Genomic DNA, 13842 nt, shown 5'->3' on the forward strand with positions numbered 1-13842 from the left:
GGGTTGTTGCTGGTGTCGTCGCGGCCGCCGGCTGCGGCAGCCACGACAGGTCCAGCCTTACTTCGCGACTTTGCCCAGTACACGCAGGCGGCTGACACCGCCGTCCGGGAACAGGTTGAGGCGAATGTGGGTGATCGGGCCCAGGTCCTTCAGTTGTTCGCTGTAGGTGTGCTCGGCGTGCATTTCCATCTTCTGGCTCGGCAGCAGCTCACGCCAGAACAGGCTCTGGGTTTCGATCTGGCTGTCGGTGCCGCCTTTGACGTAGGCGCCCTGGATCGAGCAGCTGTCCGGGTAGTTGCCTTTGAAGTGCAGGGTGTCGACGATGATTTTTTCGATCTCGCCCGGGTGGCCCAGCGCCACGATGACCCAGTCGTTGCCCGGTGTGCGACGGCGGGCGGTTTCCCAGCCATCGCCCATGTTGATGCCACGGCCCGGGTTGAGGATGTTGCTCATGCGGCCGAAGTGTTCGTCGGAGCAGGCCAGGGCACGACCACCGTTGAGGGCAGCCGCCAGGTCAACCTGTTCGTTGTCGCCGATCGAAGACCAGTCACGGAACGGCACGCCGTATACGCGCAGACGGGCTACGCCGCCGTCTGGGTAAATGTTGAAGCGCAGGTGGCTGAAGGCCTGATCGTTGCTGATTTCGTGGTAGTGGTGGCTGTTGCCTTGCAGTTCGACAGCGGACAGCACTTCAACCCACTGGGTGTGCTCGGTCGGTTCGCCTTCGGCCAGGAAGCAGGCTTCCAGCGAGGCCGACGGCGGGAAGTTGCCGGTGAAAAATGAGGTGTCGATGTCAACGCCTTTGATCGAGCCCGGAACGCCCAGGCGGATCACCGCACTGTCGTAGCCTTCAAAGCGCTTGCGGCGTGACTCCCAGCCGTCCATCCACTTGCCGTTGTCATCGAAAACGCCCTCCTTCCATACGGCCGGGGTCGGCTGGAACATGCGGTTGGCGTCGGCAAACCAATCATCGGTCACGGAGATGATTTTGGTACCCAGGCGGGCGTCGGCCAAGTTGACGAACTTCTCGAACGGTACGGCGTAAGCTTTCATTCTTCTTGTCTGCCTTTGAATAAGTGGCTGGAGATGCCTGACCGGCGGGTGCCGGTTCGGCTTAGAGCTGGAGTAATCGGAACAGGGCTATTTTGTTGATTTCTGCCAACGCGCATCTGAACTCGGCGTCTGCCGGGTTATGGATGCGGGTTTCGAACGCGGCGAGGATCTGGTGCCGGTCGCTGCCTTTTACCGCCATGATGAAGGGAAACTTGAACTTGGCCTTGTAGGCCTCGTTCAGCTCGGTGAAGCGTTGGAACTCTTCGGCCGTGCATTGGTGAATACCGGCGCCAGCCTGTTCATGGGTGCTGGCTTCGGTCAGTTGGCCCTGGACGGCCGCTTTGCCGGCCAGGTCCGGGTGAGCGTTGATCAGTGCCAGCTGGCTGGCGTGATCGGCGCTCAACAAAATGTCACTCATGCGCTGGTGCAGGCTTTCGATCTGGTCGACGCTGGCATCCAGGCCCAGGTCGTAGGCTTTTTCAGCGACCCACGGCGAGTGCTCGTAAATATCGGCAAAGGCTTCGACGAATGCTTCGCGGCTCAGGGTTGAAGGCGTGAGGGTCTTGAAGGTGCTCATCGGGCATTCTCTGCAGTAAACGGGTGAGTGGCTTGCCAGTGGCGGGCGATGTCGACACGGCGGGTGATCCACACGTGGTCATGGCCTTTGACGTACTCAATGAAGCGTTTGAGGGCGGCCAGGCGGGCAGGGCGGCCGATCAGGCGGCAGTGCAGCCCGATGGACAGCATTTTTGGCGACTCGGCACCTTCGGCGTAGAGCACGTCGAAGGCGTCCTTGAGGTACTGAAAGAATTGCTCGCCGTTATTGAAGCCCTGGACCTGGGTGAAGCGCATGTCATTGGTGTCCAGCGTGTACGGGATCACCAGGTGCGGTTTGCCGGTCGGGTTGTTGGGTTCCCAGTACGGCAGGTCATCGTCATAGGTGTCGCAGTCGTACAGGAATCCGCCTTCTTCCATCACCAGGCGCCGGGTATTGGGGCCGGTGCGACCGGTGTACCAGCCCAGCGGACGTTCGCCGCTGATTTCAGTCAGGATGCGGATGGCTTCGAGCATGTGTTCACGCTCCTGGGCCTCATCCATGTACTGGTAGTCGATCCAGCGGTAGCCGTGGCTGCAAATCTCGTGGCCGGCCGCAACCATGGCCTTGATCACCTGCGGGTGACGTTGGGCTGCCATGGCCACGGCAAATACCGTCAACGGCAGGTCGAATTCCTTGAACAGCTTGAGAATCCGCCACACGCCGACGCGGCTGCCGTATTCGTAAAGCGATTCCATGCTCATGTTGCGCTCGCCTTGCAGCGGTTGCGCCGAGACCATCTCGGAGAGGAAGGCTTCAGATTCTTTGTCACCGTGCAGAATGTTGCGCTCACCGCCTTCTTCGTAATTGAGGACGAACGACAGGGCGATACGGGCGTTATTCGGCCAGTGCGGGTGAGGAGGGTTGGGACCGTAACCGATCAGGTCGCGTGGGTAATCAGCGCTCACTACAGTCTTCCTTATTATTCGTGTTGACAGTTGATCGGCCAGATCTGGCTTCACTGCGATGGCCTGATTGTATACAACTTAATAAACACTTTGTAAGCCTGATTTTTTGCTTTTTTAACATGAATTGTGCTCGAAGTGTACAAGCAAGAAACCTGCCTGATCGGTCATGGCGTGAATACAAAGTCGTGAAGAGCGGCGTCGTTGACAGGAAATAGCTGTGAGGCCACGTGAATCGGGGCCTGCGTAAATGTGTGATTTTAATTGTGTACAATTTTTTTGATAAATGTCTTAATTATGCCTTCGCTGCCGCCCCATCGTGCTCCACACGGGTGCAGCGGTCCTTTTTATCAACTGACTCCGGGAGGCGCGAGGCCTGCACGATCAACGATTCGGCAGGCGCGCAGAATCAATGGGACGTTTGACCACTCACGTTTTGGATGCCGCACACGGTTGCCCTGGCAGCTCGATCAAGGTCGAGTTGTTTCGGGTTGAAGGTTCACAGTTGGAACTGGTTGCCACGGCCCTGACCAACAGCGACGGTCGTTGCGACGCGCCGCTGCTGGAGGGTGATGATTACCGCTCCGGGGTGTATCAGGTGCAGTTCAGTGCGGGTGATTACTACCGCGCCCGCGGTGTGCAATTGCCCGAACCGGCCTTTCTGGATGTCGTGGTACTGCGCTTCGGCATCAATGCCGAGCAAGCGCACTACCACGTGCCTTTATTGATTTCGCCTTACAGCTATTCCACGTATCGCGGAAGCTAGTTTCACCCTGCGCATGTGGTTTTTTGCCCGCTCACACTGCGGGCTTTTTTTATTTCACGGCCATGGGATCAGGCCCTGGCAACCGTCTGCCGTGAATGCGCAATACGACGCGGATGAGGAACCGCCAATTTGGGTCCTTGTTATCGCGGGCTTGTAATGTGAATTCACCGGTGTACTCCCCGATTCGCAGTGAACGGTTGTCACTGTGATGATATTCCACGCCGAAAAACAGACTCGCGCCTTCAGCGCAGTGTCGATAGTTATTCATGGGTGTTTTGCCGCAGGCACCGATTGACCGGTAGGCCCTGAGTTGTACCGTCGAGATCGAGCCTGAGGGACGGGTGACGCAAACGTTCAATGTGGTGTAGGGCGTATCGCTTGGCAGGTTGCTTAATTGAGTCGGCCCCACCGTTGGGTCTACCGCAACCACCCCGGATGGGCTTAATGCGGGTCGGGCAATTCTGATTTGGCCTTCAGAGAATGTTGAATCGCCCATGGAAGATTGTGAAAGTGAGATCAACTCAACGGAGCGCTTGCCCAAGCGTTGCCATTGTTTGTTGAGCATGGTGAAAACGAGAGAGTCGTTGCGCTTAATGGGGTAACGATGACCTCGGGGATCTGCGATCTCGGCGCTCAGTCGCGCATAGGAGGTGGCGTGAATGATCGCGCCTTCAGGCGCAGTGGTCGCAAGGAAAGCGGTTTTTACCCAGGCACCATCTGACAGTTTGTAAGTGACTGTCGGGTTAGTCAGCGTGGGCTGTGCAATTGAGACGTCTGTTGAGTCGGCGGGTTTATCCAGGATTGAATGTAATACCCAGTGACGACGTTCGCCGTTGTAAATAAATAACAGGCAAATGCCTTTGCACAGGGTTAAGTGCTCGAGGTCAAGATCCAGGTTGCTGGCATTAATGATCGTATTTGATGTGGCGGTTGATCGAATCAGCAGTGTGTCCTTGTCCTGCACGTTACTGGGGAGAAAAAGTTCCCGGCACCAGTGCCCGTCGGACAGTGTGAATATCAACGCCCGATAATGCCCCGGGATAATACCGTTTACAGCGATGCTGTTCGCGGGTGTGAATTCGCGTGCGTTTCGTAATGCAGCCACTTTTACCCGGTTGGCATGTCGGCAATTGCCGACGATATAACTTCTTGTTGTCCAGTCAGTGTTAATGATCCAAAACTTTTGAATGTAACTGTGGAGGTCTTTGGAGGCGAACCATTCGCTGATCTTATCGGAAAAATCGTCCGGCGAAGGGATGGGTTTGTTGTATTTTGCGCATTGAATGGACCTGAGTTGAGCTTCTGGCTTGGTTTCCAGGGCCACCGCGTCCATAAATGTTTTTAACTCACGGGTCGACGGAGAGAAATCTCCCTTCCAACGCTGGTTGACCCCGCCCCAAAATAAATGGTCACGTGCGCCTCTGTTATAGGCAATCACTGTGTTCATAGGGCCTATGGTCTGAATCTGTTTGAGCGTGAAGGGGCTGTAATAGGGTGCAATGAGTGTGTGCGCCCCCAGTGTCGATTTAATCAGTGCACGAAGTTCGGCCTCTGCCGCAGGCGTGAAGTGGTCAAACGTGTGGAAGTCCAGAATCACCAGTTCTTTACCGCCCGTGCGCTGATGGAACCGGTTCACTTGATCCAGAATATCCCGTTTTATGTTTCTTCCGGATCGTATGTGGTGGACCAATTGAAAGCGTTCTTGCTGTGTGTGTGCCTTCGGGTCAAATTCCACGCGTAAATCCAGAACGCGAACGCCTCGAATCAGTTGGTTGAAGGGAGAGTAGTCCTGGCAGGTTCCATACGTGGAGGTATAAAACGCTTGCAGGTCAACGCCGGAGTTATGAGTGCCTGGCAATATAAGGTCTTGAATTCTTAAATGCTGGATTTCGGGAGTTTTTGAAATTCAACGGTCCCAGTCATCTAATTCAGCGTCATTAATGTCAGTGTCTGTGTGTGGCATGGTTATGCACGTCCTTGTGGAGAAATATCCATCATGGAAATGCCGGCGTGCCCTTTCAAGTGTCAGAGTGTAGTGCGACGCTAACCATTGGTCACAGTGTGTGTAAGTTGAGTTTAATGCGCCGCTGTATGCAGTCAGGGAACAAGTCAGAAAATGGTTTCCTGACTTGTCGGGAACACGTTACAGATTAGCGACTCAACAGCGATGCAGTGCCTGCGACACTGAACAACCCGGCGCTGACCCGGTTGAACCAGGTCTGTCCTTTGCCGCTGCGCAAGTACCCCGCAGCCCCGTGTGCGCCCAGGCCGTAGGCCAGCTTGCAGAGCAAGTCGAGGACGGTCCAGGTCGCAATCATCACCCACAACTGATTAAGAAACGGTGCGTCAGGGTTGAGAAACTGCGGCAGGAAGGCGGCAAAGAACAAGATATCTTTCGGGTTGCTGGCGCCCAGCACAAACGCGCGCCCAAACAGTGCGCTAAAGCGCGGTTTAGGGGCGGCTTCAGGCACTGTGGTTGCTTGCGCGGGCAGGCGTGATTGCTTCCAGCTTTGCCACGCGAGGTAGAACAGGTAGAGCGCACCCACAATCTTGAGTGCGCTGAACAGTTGCTCCGAGGCCAGCAGCAGTGCGCCCAACCCCAGCGCCGATGCGCTCAGCAGGCAAATCGAGGCGAATACACCGCCCAGAAAAGCCGGGTACGAACGGCGCAGGCCGTAGTTCAAACTGTTGCTGATCATTAGTAACGACAACGGCCCCGGAATCAGGATTACCACCAATGCCGCGCTGCTGAACAGCAGCCAGGTTTCCAGACTCATCACTTCCTCCATGTCACAAGCACCCCGCACAGTGGCGGGGCAGGTTGATATCGCCGCGCTTACAGGTAAATAAACTTGGCGATGAAAATGGCGCACAGCACCCACAGGCTGATGGAAATGTCACGGTATTTGCCCGTGCCAGCCTTGAGTGCCACGTAGCTGATGAAGCCCAAGGCAATGCCATCGGCTACCGAAAACGTCAGCGGCATCATGATCATCGTCACAATGGCCGGGATGCAGTCGGTCGGCTCGTCCCAGTTGATGTGTTGCATGCCGCCCACCATCAGCATCGCGACGTAAATCAGGGCCCCGGCTGTGGCATAGGCGGGGATCATGCCTGCCAGCGGGGCGAAGAACATGGCCGCGACAAACAACACGCCCACGGTCACGGCGGTTAGCCCGGTGCGCCCGCCTGCCGCCACGCCAGCAGCACTTTCGACGTAGCTGGTCACAGGCGGAACACCGACCACCGCGCCGAATACGCTGGACGCGCTGTCGGCCTTGAGTGCGCGGGACAGGTTTTCGATTTTGCCGTCAGCCTTCACCAGCCCGGCACGTTGTGCCACGCCCATCAAGGTGCCTGCGGTGTCGAACATGTGGACAAACAGAAAGGCCAGTACCACGCTGATCATGCTGATGTTGAACACACCTTTGAGGTCCATGGCCATCCAGGTCGGCGCCAGGCTGGGGGGCGCAGACAGAATGCCGTTGTAATGCACCAGATCCAGGCCCCACCCGGCCAGCGTCACGGCGATGATGCTGATCAGGATGGCGCCAAACACGCGGTGATAGCTGAGCACGGCAATCATCAGGAAGCACACGGCGGCCAGCAGCGGCGCCGGGTCGCGCAAAGAGCCAAGTTTAATCAGGGTCGCCGGGCTGTCGACAATAATGCCCGAGGTTTTCAGGCCGATCAGGCCCAGGAACAGGCCGACGCCTGCACCCATGGCGTAACGCAAGCTGACGGGAATGCTGTTGAGCAACCATTCGCGGACACGCGACAGGGTTAATATCAGAAAAAGCACGCCTGAAACGAAAACGGCACCCAGCGCGGTCTCCCAGCTGTAGCCCATTGTCCCGACCACGGTGTAGGTAAAAAACGCGTTCAAACCCATGCCGGGTGCAAGGCCGACAGGCCAGTTGGCATACAGCCCCATCAGCAGGCTGCCCAGGGCGGCGGCAATGCACGTGGCAACAAAGGCGGCGCCATGGTTGATGCCCGCGTCGGCCATGATGTTCGGGTTGACGAAGATGATGTAAGCCATGGTGATGAAGGTGGTCAGCCCGGCGATCAACTCCGTTTTGACGGTGGTGCCATGCAGCGACAACTTGAACAGGCGCTCCAGCCAGCCACGTTGGGCGGGCGGCGAAAGATCCAGAGCAGGGGCGTTCGGTTTAGGGCTGTCCACGGTGATTTCCTCAGGCTTTTATTGTTTTTGAGCGCGCTGGTTGAGGCAAATGACGCAAGAAACGCAGCTTCCTGACCATTGAGTCAAGAAAGTGCGTGAGGTGAATTATGCTTTTGTATACAAATAAAGCAAATAATGTTTTCAGGATTGTGCGGGATTTAAATCGAAAAGGGTTGGGGCAGGGTGGGCTCAGGCCCGGGTTTGACGGCTTTGACCCAAGGCATGGTTGATTGCCAGCCATCCGTTGACCGCCTCTTCACCTTCTTGGGCGAAGACGCGCTGCAAGAGTTTGACTTGCTCACGGCGCAAGTTTCTTTCAAACCGCACCCCGTCCGGCGTTAGCTCCAGCAGGCGTTTGCGTTTGTCGGTCTCGGGCGCAACGCTGCGCACCAGATTCATGTCGATCAATTGGCGCAAGGGTGTGTTCAGCGCCTGCTTGCTCACGCCCAGCAAGGTCAGCAGCTCTTTGACGCTGACGCCGGGGTAATGGGCAATGAAAAATACGATGCGTTGATGCACCCGGCTGAGCCCACGGCGGGCCAGCATTTCATCCGCCTTGGCGGTAAATGCTTGATAGCCAAAGAAGAAGGCTTGCATGGCGGCACGCTGAGTGATCGGATTTTTAAGGTCAAGCATATTGACGTATCTAGGCTGCGCGGCGTAATTTCGGTCAAGCAGTTTGACTTATTTCCAATTACTTCCGCTACCGGTGATCTGTATGGCCTTCTCCGAACGTGTTTCCCGCCTGAAAAGTTCTTTGATTCGCGAAATTCTGGCTGCGGCCCAACGTCCGGAAGTCATGTCGTTTGCCGGCGGTCTACCGGCCGAAGCAATGCTGCCCAAAGTCGACTGGACCGACATGCCAGCCTCGATGGGGCAATACGGCATGAGCGAAGGCGAGCCGGCCCTGCGTGAAGTGCTGGCGGCCGAAGCGCGTGCTCTGGGCGTTGAGTGCGACGCCAGCCAAGTGATGGTGCTCAGCGGTTCGCAGCAAGCCCTGGACCTGGCGGCCAAGCTGTACATCGACAAGGGCACCGAGATCATGCTCGAAGCGCCGACCTATCTGGCGGCCTTGCAGATCTTTCAACTGTTCGGCGCCCAGTGCCTGACCTTTCCTTTGCAAGCCGACGGCCCTGACCTGGCGGCGCTGCGCAGTGAACTGGAAAAACATTCGCCTGCGTTCATCTACCTGATCCCGACGTTCCAGAACCCTTCGGCCGTGCGCTACAGCGAAGCCAAGCGCGATGCCGTGGCGGCGCTGCTGGATGAGTTCGGCGTGACACTGATTGAAGACGAACCGTACCGTGAGCTGAATTTCGACGGCGGCAGTGCCACGCCGATTGTCAGCCGTCTGAAAAAGGCCAGCTGGATCTACACCGGTACGGTGTCCAAAACCCTGCTGCCGGGTCTGCGCGTGGGATTCCTGATCGCCAGCCCTGATTTGTTCCCGCACTTGCTGCGCCTCAAGCAATCGGCGGATCTGCACACCAACCGCGTCGGGCAGTGGCAGGCCTTGCAGTGGATTGGCACTGAAAAAATGCGCAACCACCTGGCCGAGTTGCGTGACTTTTACCGCGTGCGTCGCGATGGCTTTCAGGCGGCGCTGCAAGAGCACTTCGCGGACCTGGCCGACTGGCACGTGCCGCAGGGCGGTTTGTTCTTCTGGCTCACCCTCAAGCAGCCGCTCGACACTCGCACCTTGCTCAAGCCGGCGCTGGAGCAAAATGTCGCGTTCATGCCGGGCGAACCGTTTTTTGCCGAGCCGGATCAACACATTGGCAGCTTGCGCCTGAACTTCAGCCACATCGATCCTGAGCGTTTGCATGAAGGCCTCAAGCGCCTGGCCAACGTTATTCGTCACGCACAAGCCGCACAGGCGGCTTAGAGGGTTTGCGATGCTTAAGGTTTATGGCGATTACAACTCGGGCAACTGCTACAAGATCAAGCTGATGCTGCACCTGTTGGGGCTTGAGTACGAATGGCAGTCAGTGGACATTCTGAACGGGGAGACTGAAACCCCGGCGTTCCTGGCGAAAAACCCTAACGGCAAAGTGCCTGTCCTTGAGCTTGAGGACGGTACGTGCCTGTGGGAATCCAACGCGATCCTCAACTACCTGGCGGACGGTAGCGAGTTCCTGCCGACCGAGCCGCGTTTGCGCACCCAAGTGCTGCAATGGCAGTTTTTCGAGCAGTACAGCCATGAACCTTATGTTGCCGTGGCGCGCTTCATTCAGTTCTACCTGGGGCTGCCCCAGGAGCGGCTTGAGGAGTACCGAAAATTGCAAAAGCGCGGGTACAAAGCGCTGGACGTCATGGAGCAGCAACTGGCCCGCACCCCGTATCTGGTGGGTGAGCACTATTCGATTGCTGATGTGACGCTGTATGCCTACACCCACGTGGCTCATCAGGGCGGGTTTGATCTGGCGGGTTACCCGAGCATTCAAGCCTGGTTACAACGGGTGGCCAGTCACCCGCGGCATGTAACGATGCTGGGCTGAACTGCCCGCACTGAAAAACCGGCCATGTGCCGGTTTTTTTGAGCCTGTGGCCGATACCCCAAAGGCCCGCAGCCTGCGAGCCTTAAGCCGCGAGTGGTGGCGGGGTGTCAGACGTTGGCGAAGCGGTTGTTCAGGTAGTCAATGATGACCTTGGATTCGTACATCCAGGTGGTCTTGCCACCTTCCTCAATACGCAGGCAAGGGACTTTGATCTTGCCGCCTTGCTCCAGCAGGGTTTGACGGTCCTGCTCATTGTTTTTCGCATCTCGCAATGCCACTGGCACGTTCAGGCGGCGCAAGGTGCGGCGCGTCTTGACGCAAAACGGGCACGCGTGGAACTGGTACAGGGTCAGGCCTTGGGCGGCTTGATCAACCTGCGCCTGAGCGGTGGCAGGGCGCTGTTTTTTGCTGGGGCGGGTCAGGAAATCGCCAGCGATAATCAGCTGACCCAGGCCTACGCGGAGCGCTTTGATAAACACAGTAATAGCCTCATGGGCAAGAAAGAAGGCCCGCAGCTTACCTGAAATACGCGGGCGAAAAAAAACCGGCGATGAGCGCCGGTTTTTTGGGACGCGGGTTTACTTGATCAGGCTGAGAAACTCGCTGCGCGTCGCGGCATTGTCGCGAAACTCACCGAGCATCACCGACGTGATCATCGACGAGTTCTGCTTCTCGACACCGCGCATCATCATGCACATGTGCTTGGCTTCAATCACCACGGCCACACCCAGCGCGCCAGTGACTTGCAACACGGCATCGGCAATCTGGCGGCTGAGGTTTTCCTGGATCTGCAAGCGGCGAGCATACATATCAACGATACGTGCCACCTTCGACAGGCCCAGCACCTTGCCGCTCGGAATGTAAGCCACGTGGGCCTTGCCGATGAACGGCAACAGATGGTGTTCGCACAGCGAATACAACTCGATGTCCTTGACCAGCACCATTTCGCTGTTGTCAGAGCTGAACAAGGCACCGTTGGTGACTTCTTCCAGTGTTTGCTCATACCCGCGGCACAGGTACTGCATGGCTTTGGCTGCGCGCTTAGGCGTGTCCAGCAAGCCTTCGCGGGAGACGTCTTCGCCAAGCTGACCGAGGATGGCGGTGTAGTTTTGTTCCAATGTCACAGGGCTGTTTTCCATGTGGGTTTCGGAGGGGTACTCGATGTGCATGTACCCATATGAGGCGTTTCGGGGCGGAGCGGGCGGACGATGTCACAGAGGATGGCACGTTGACAGGCCGTTGCTCCCTGGCACTGACCCCCGATCGCGATCGGGTCCATGAGGGGGGTACCTTCATTTGGCGCACATAGTAGCTTAGGTCGGGCGATGGGTGCACGGGCAGTGAACATTCGTTCTGCCGTTATGGTTAGCGGTCGCCGTCTGGAGACTTCTGAGTTGATCCGCGCCTATGGCGAGCTGAAACCATTGGCACAACCAGAAGCCGAAAAAACGGCACATGGCGGCACCGCACTTGGCACACAGGATGTAGCCATGATCCTGACCGAGCTGAAGGCATTGCGGGAGGAAGTCGCTGAGCTTCGCCAAGCTATGCGCCTGATTGAGCACAAGCCGGAACCGGCACAGCCTGACACACTTGAAAGTGTGCCAAACAACACCCCGTTGCCTTGGTGGAAGCGGCCCCTATGGTGAAACACTTCACTTGCAGGTGGTCACCCATCCCAACACAGATTGCTGACAGGCTGCGGGGGCGTGAATTCTCACGCTTCGATGATTTCCGAGAAGCATTCTGGACGGAAGTGGCGGCAGACCCTGAGTTAAGCAGCCAGTTTTCTGCTGCCAACAGACGTGTAATGCGCGGTGGCTCCTCCCCATTCGTGCAAGACACTGAGGCCGTGGGCGGGAGAAAAGTTCATGAGCTGCACCACATAGATAGGATTGCTGACGGGGGTGCCGTTTATGACGTGGACAACCTCAGAGCCAATACTCCGAAAAACCATATCGACCTTCACCGGTAACTACCTATGAAAAAGAGTATTTCCGACTACACCGAAGCTCAGTTCATTCGCTTTATGGAGGAGCTATTTGCTGCCAACGATAATGGTGCCTCGGACGAAGTCCTGGGTGAGTTTTTGGATCAGTTCAGGATAATTACAGAGCATCCTGATGGCACAGACTTGATTTATTACCCTGAAAACGGTGCGGATGACTCTGCCGAAGGCATAACCGAAACCGTGAAGAAATGGCGCGAAGCCAATGGCCTTCCTGGGTTTAAGGCAAGCCGCTAGCTAGTAGCCCTTCAGAATGCGGTATTGCCCGCGCTCGCCGTAGCCTTCGCCCTGGGTGTCAATCTTGGCGCACAGCCGCTTTTCAGGCCCGCACACGGTCAGCACAGCCTTGCCGCCTCGGGCCTCAAGGTTGGCCACCTCGGCCCGTAGCCTTGCTATTTCATTCGGTGACGGCGCTATGGTGAAGCACTTCACTTGCAAGTGGTCAGGTGCGTGGGCATGCTGGCGGGCATTGGCGATTATTGGATGAGACAAGCTGATTTATGGCGAACGGAGATTTCGCGGGACACCACTGCAAGGTGTGTTACCAGCAGGCGCTTAATGCCAAACGGCTGGAACCAGCACCACCAGAGGATTTGCAGGGGAACTGGGACCGGGCGGTGGCCGGAAACAAGAAAGCCTATGAGGCGGCTGAGGCGCGCTTATTAGAAGAGGCGCGGGAAGCGAGCCAAAAGGACAAGAACTGTCTCGGGTACATTTTTGCCAAGTCCTGCAACCTGCCGGACGGCGTGGTCGATCACAACAATCCCGGAGGGTTCGTTCCACTTGAGCAACTGAAGGACTATGGCGACTGGGCCGTTTTAGGCACCGGTACAGCAATCAGGGCGGGCGGCACGCCCTTACAACTGATAGGCAGCTCAACGGCTGCCACCACCATAGCCAGCCGCTTGGGCGGCACCCTGTCCCTGGGCTTGATCGAAGGGGGCGCTATGATGGCGGCAGGCGCTGTGCTTGGCACCATCGGCATGCTGCTACCCAATTCGACCTCGGCTGACAGCGCGTTCTACACCAAAGAGCAGTACCACGCCCTGACCTTGGGCCGTACCCGTGTTCGGGTGCATGTCCAGCAGCTGGCAGCGAACACAATCAATGTCTACGGCTTTTACACGGGTCGTAAACCGGAATGGGAGAACGCACAAGTCATCGAGGCCACGCCTCGCGGTGAGCAATTCGTAGCCGACCTGGGGCAGGGCATTGAGGTTGTTTGGACGCCAGCCGCTGACCCTAACGAGCTGGGTATTCCCGCGCTTGAAGGTGCCCCGAAACTCCCTTCTGTATGGGTGTATCCGCCAACAGAGCAGTCCAACAAAGCCTTGGTCAATCCGGTACATCCGCCCGACTACCAGGACGCCATTATCTGGTTTCCGACCAAGCCTGAAATAGCGCCAATCTACCTGTCGATCAGCGTTCGCAATCAACTCGGCGTCGTCACCGGCATCGGCCAGGATGTAACGGGAATATGGCTGGCAGGTGCGAGCGTTGGGCTAGGTGCACCCATCCCAACACAGATTGCTGACAGGCTGCGGGGGCGTGAATTCTCACGCTTCGATGATTTCCGAGAAGCATTCTGGACGGAAGTGGCGGCAGACCCTGAGTTAAGCAGCCAGTTTTCTGCTGCCAACAGACGTGTAATGCGCGGTGGCTCCTCCCCATTCGTGCAAGACACTGAGGCCGTGGGCGGGAGAAAAGTTCATGAGCTGCACCACGTAGATAGGATTGCTGACGGGGGTGCCGTTTATGACGTGGACAACCTCCGGGTCAACACGCCTAAAAACCACATTAAAAACCACAGTTCAAAGTAAGGGGGACGACT

Annotated in this window: 17 protein-coding genes; 7 read left to right on the forward strand and 10 right to left on the reverse strand. The window is 57.1% G+C overall.

What is annotated here, in order from left to right; translation table 11 throughout:
- Positions 1–57 precede the first annotated feature (57 nt).
- From alc to puuE, 3 genes are all read right to left on the reverse strand, one after another.
- Complete coding sequence (alc, locus tag V6F78_RS21925; protein WP_047275838.1) at positions 58–1053, reverse strand: allantoicase; 996 nt, start codon at positions 1051–1053, stop codon at positions 58–60.
- 61 nt (positions 1054–1114) lie between these two features.
- Positions 1115–1630 (reverse strand): 2-oxo-4-hydroxy-4-carboxy-5-ureidoimidazoline decarboxylase, encoded by a 516-nt coding sequence (gene uraD, locus V6F78_RS21930; protein ID WP_047275837.1) that lies wholly within the window; start codon positions 1628–1630, stop codon positions 1115–1117.
- Complete coding sequence (gene puuE, locus V6F78_RS21935; protein ID WP_047275835.1) at positions 1627–2556, reverse strand: allantoinase PuuE; 930 nt, start codon at positions 2554–2556, stop codon at positions 1627–1629. Before puuE ends, uraD begins: the two co-directional genes overlap by 4 nt.
- Positions 2557–2965: 409 nt before the next feature.
- Between puuE and uraH the strand changes: the two genes are divergently transcribed.
- The gene (gene uraH, locus V6F78_RS21940) at positions 2966–3319 is read left to right on the forward strand and encodes a hydroxyisourate hydrolase (RefSeq protein ID WP_047275833.1); all 354 of its coding nucleotides are present in this window, start codon (positions 2966–2968) and stop codon (positions 3317–3319) included.
- A gap of 49 nt (positions 3320–3368) precedes the next feature.
- On the opposite strand, the gene V6F78_RS21945 is transcribed toward uraH, so the two are convergent.
- The 4 genes from V6F78_RS21945 to V6F78_RS21960 all read right to left on the reverse strand — a co-directional run bounded on the left by V6F78_RS21945 (position 3369) and on the right by V6F78_RS21960 (position 8141).
- Positions 3369–5054: a hypothetical protein gene (locus V6F78_RS21945; protein ID WP_332728289.1), complete on the reverse strand. Its 1686-nt coding sequence runs from the start codon at positions 5052–5054 to the stop codon at positions 3369–3371.
- A gap of 415 nt (positions 5055–5469) precedes the next feature.
- Positions 5470–6096: a LysE family translocator gene (locus V6F78_RS21950; RefSeq protein ID WP_332728290.1), complete on the reverse strand. Its 627-nt coding sequence runs from the start codon at positions 6094–6096 to the stop codon at positions 5470–5472.
- A 59-nt stretch (positions 6097–6155) separates the two neighbouring features.
- Positions 6156–7505 carry an NCS2 family permease gene (locus V6F78_RS21955; RefSeq protein ID WP_047275827.1) on the reverse strand — a complete coding sequence of 450 codons (1350 nt, stop codon included), beginning with the start codon at positions 7503–7505 and terminating at the stop codon, positions 6156–6158.
- Between the two features lie 189 nt (positions 7506–7694).
- Positions 7695–8141 (reverse strand): MarR family winged helix-turn-helix transcriptional regulator, encoded by a 447-nt coding sequence (locus V6F78_RS21960; protein WP_047276219.1) that lies wholly within the window; start codon positions 8139–8141, stop codon positions 7695–7697.
- A gap of 82 nt (positions 8142–8223) precedes the next feature.
- Here V6F78_RS21960 and V6F78_RS21965 point away from each other — a divergent pair, with 82 nt between their 5' ends.
- A complete protein-coding gene (locus V6F78_RS21965; protein WP_047275823.1) occupies positions 8224–9390 on the forward strand; it encodes an aminotransferase-like domain-containing protein in 1167 nt (388 codons plus the stop codon).
- Between the two features lie 10 nt (positions 9391–9400).
- On the forward strand, positions 9401–10003 hold the full coding sequence (locus V6F78_RS21970) for a glutathione S-transferase family protein (protein WP_047275822.1): 603 nt from the start codon (positions 9401–9403) through the stop codon (positions 10001–10003).
- A gap of 107 nt (positions 10004–10110) precedes the next feature.
- Here the strand turns inward: V6F78_RS21970 and V6F78_RS21975 are convergent, their stop codons facing one another.
- Together V6F78_RS21975 and folE are read right to left on the reverse strand one after the other, a co-directional pair.
- Entirely contained in the window at positions 10111–10482 is a 372-nt protein-coding gene (locus V6F78_RS21975; protein ID WP_047275820.1) for a glutathione S-transferase N-terminal domain-containing protein, read from the reverse strand.
- Positions 10483–10581: 99 nt separating this feature from the next.
- A complete protein-coding gene (folE, locus tag V6F78_RS21980) occupies positions 10582–11127 on the reverse strand; it encodes a GTP cyclohydrolase I FolE (protein WP_047276193.1) in 546 nt (181 codons plus the stop codon).
- 216 nt (positions 11128–11343) lie between these two features.
- Here folE and V6F78_RS21985 point away from each other — a divergent pair, with 216 nt between their 5' ends.
- From V6F78_RS21985 to V6F78_RS21995, 3 genes are read left to right on the forward strand one after another with little or no spacing between them, the layout of a single operon-like run.
- Entirely contained in the window at positions 11344–11652 is a 309-nt protein-coding gene (locus V6F78_RS21985) for a hypothetical protein (RefSeq protein WP_139145753.1), read from the forward strand.
- The gene (locus V6F78_RS21990; RefSeq protein WP_094990411.1) at positions 11646–11978 is read left to right on the forward strand and encodes an HNH endonuclease signature motif containing protein; all 333 of its coding nucleotides are present in this window, start codon (positions 11646–11648) and stop codon (positions 11976–11978) included. The genes V6F78_RS21985 and V6F78_RS21990 overlap by 7 nt, the downstream gene beginning before the upstream one ends.
- Before the next feature lie 6 nt (positions 11979–11984).
- Positions 11985–12248, forward strand: a complete 264-nt coding sequence (locus V6F78_RS21995; RefSeq protein ID WP_047282769.1) for a bacteriocin immunity protein — start codon at positions 11985–11987, stop codon at positions 12246–12248.
- On the opposite strand, the gene V6F78_RS22000 is transcribed toward V6F78_RS21995, so the two are convergent.
- The gene (locus V6F78_RS22000) at positions 12249–12503 is read right to left on the reverse strand and encodes a hypothetical protein (RefSeq protein WP_332728297.1); all 255 of its coding nucleotides are present in this window, start codon (positions 12501–12503) and stop codon (positions 12249–12251) included.
- Between the two features lie 8 nt (positions 12504–12511).
- On the opposite strand from V6F78_RS22000, the gene V6F78_RS22005 reads away from it, so the two are divergent.
- On the forward strand, positions 12512–13831 hold the full coding sequence (locus V6F78_RS22005; RefSeq protein WP_332728299.1) for an S-type pyocin domain-containing protein: 1320 nt from the start codon (positions 12512–12514) through the stop codon (positions 13829–13831).
- Positions 13832–13842 lie beyond the last annotated feature (11 nt).

The organism is Pseudomonas sp. ESBL9, assembly GCF_036668715.1.
GTDB classification, from domain to species: Bacteria; Pseudomonadota; Gammaproteobacteria; order Pseudomonadales; family Pseudomonadaceae; genus Aquipseudomonas; species Aquipseudomonas lundensis.

Excerpts from the sequence above, each read along its gene's own strand:
- V6F78_RS21990 (WP_094990411.1), top strand. The coding sequence starts at position 11,646 with ATGGTGAAACACTTCACTTGCAGGTGGTCACCCATCCCAACACAGATT.
- V6F78_RS21950 (WP_332728290.1), bottom strand. The coding sequence starts at position 6,096 with ATGAGTCTGGAAACCTGGCTGCTGTTCAGCAGCGCGGCATTGGTGGTA.
- uraD (WP_047275837.1), bottom strand. The coding sequence starts at position 1,630 with ATGAGCACCTTCAAGACCCTCACGCCTTCAACCCTGAGCCGCGAAGCA.
- V6F78_RS21970 (WP_047275822.1), top strand. The coding sequence starts at position 9,401 with ATGCTTAAGGTTTATGGCGATTACAACTCGGGCAACTGCTACAAGATC.
- V6F78_RS22005 (WP_332728299.1), top strand. The coding sequence starts at position 12,512 with ATGGCGAACGGAGATTTCGCGGGACACCACTGCAAGGTGTGTTACCAG.
- V6F78_RS21965 (WP_047275823.1), top strand. The coding sequence starts at position 8,224 with ATGGCCTTCTCCGAACGTGTTTCCCGCCTGAAAAGTTCTTTGATTCGC.
- V6F78_RS21960 (WP_047276219.1), bottom strand. The coding sequence starts at position 8,141 with ATGCTTGACCTTAAAAATCCGATCACTCAGCGTGCCGCCATGCAAGCC.
- V6F78_RS21995 (WP_047282769.1), top strand. The coding sequence starts at position 11,985 with ATGAAAAAGAGTATTTCCGACTACACCGAAGCTCAGTTCATTCGCTTT.
- uraH (WP_047275833.1), top strand. The coding sequence starts at position 2,966 with ATGGGACGTTTGACCACTCACGTTTTGGATGCCGCACACGGTTGCCCT.
- alc (WP_047275838.1), bottom strand. The coding sequence starts at position 1,053 with ATGAAAGCTTACGCCGTACCGTTCGAGAAGTTCGTCAACTTGGCCGAC.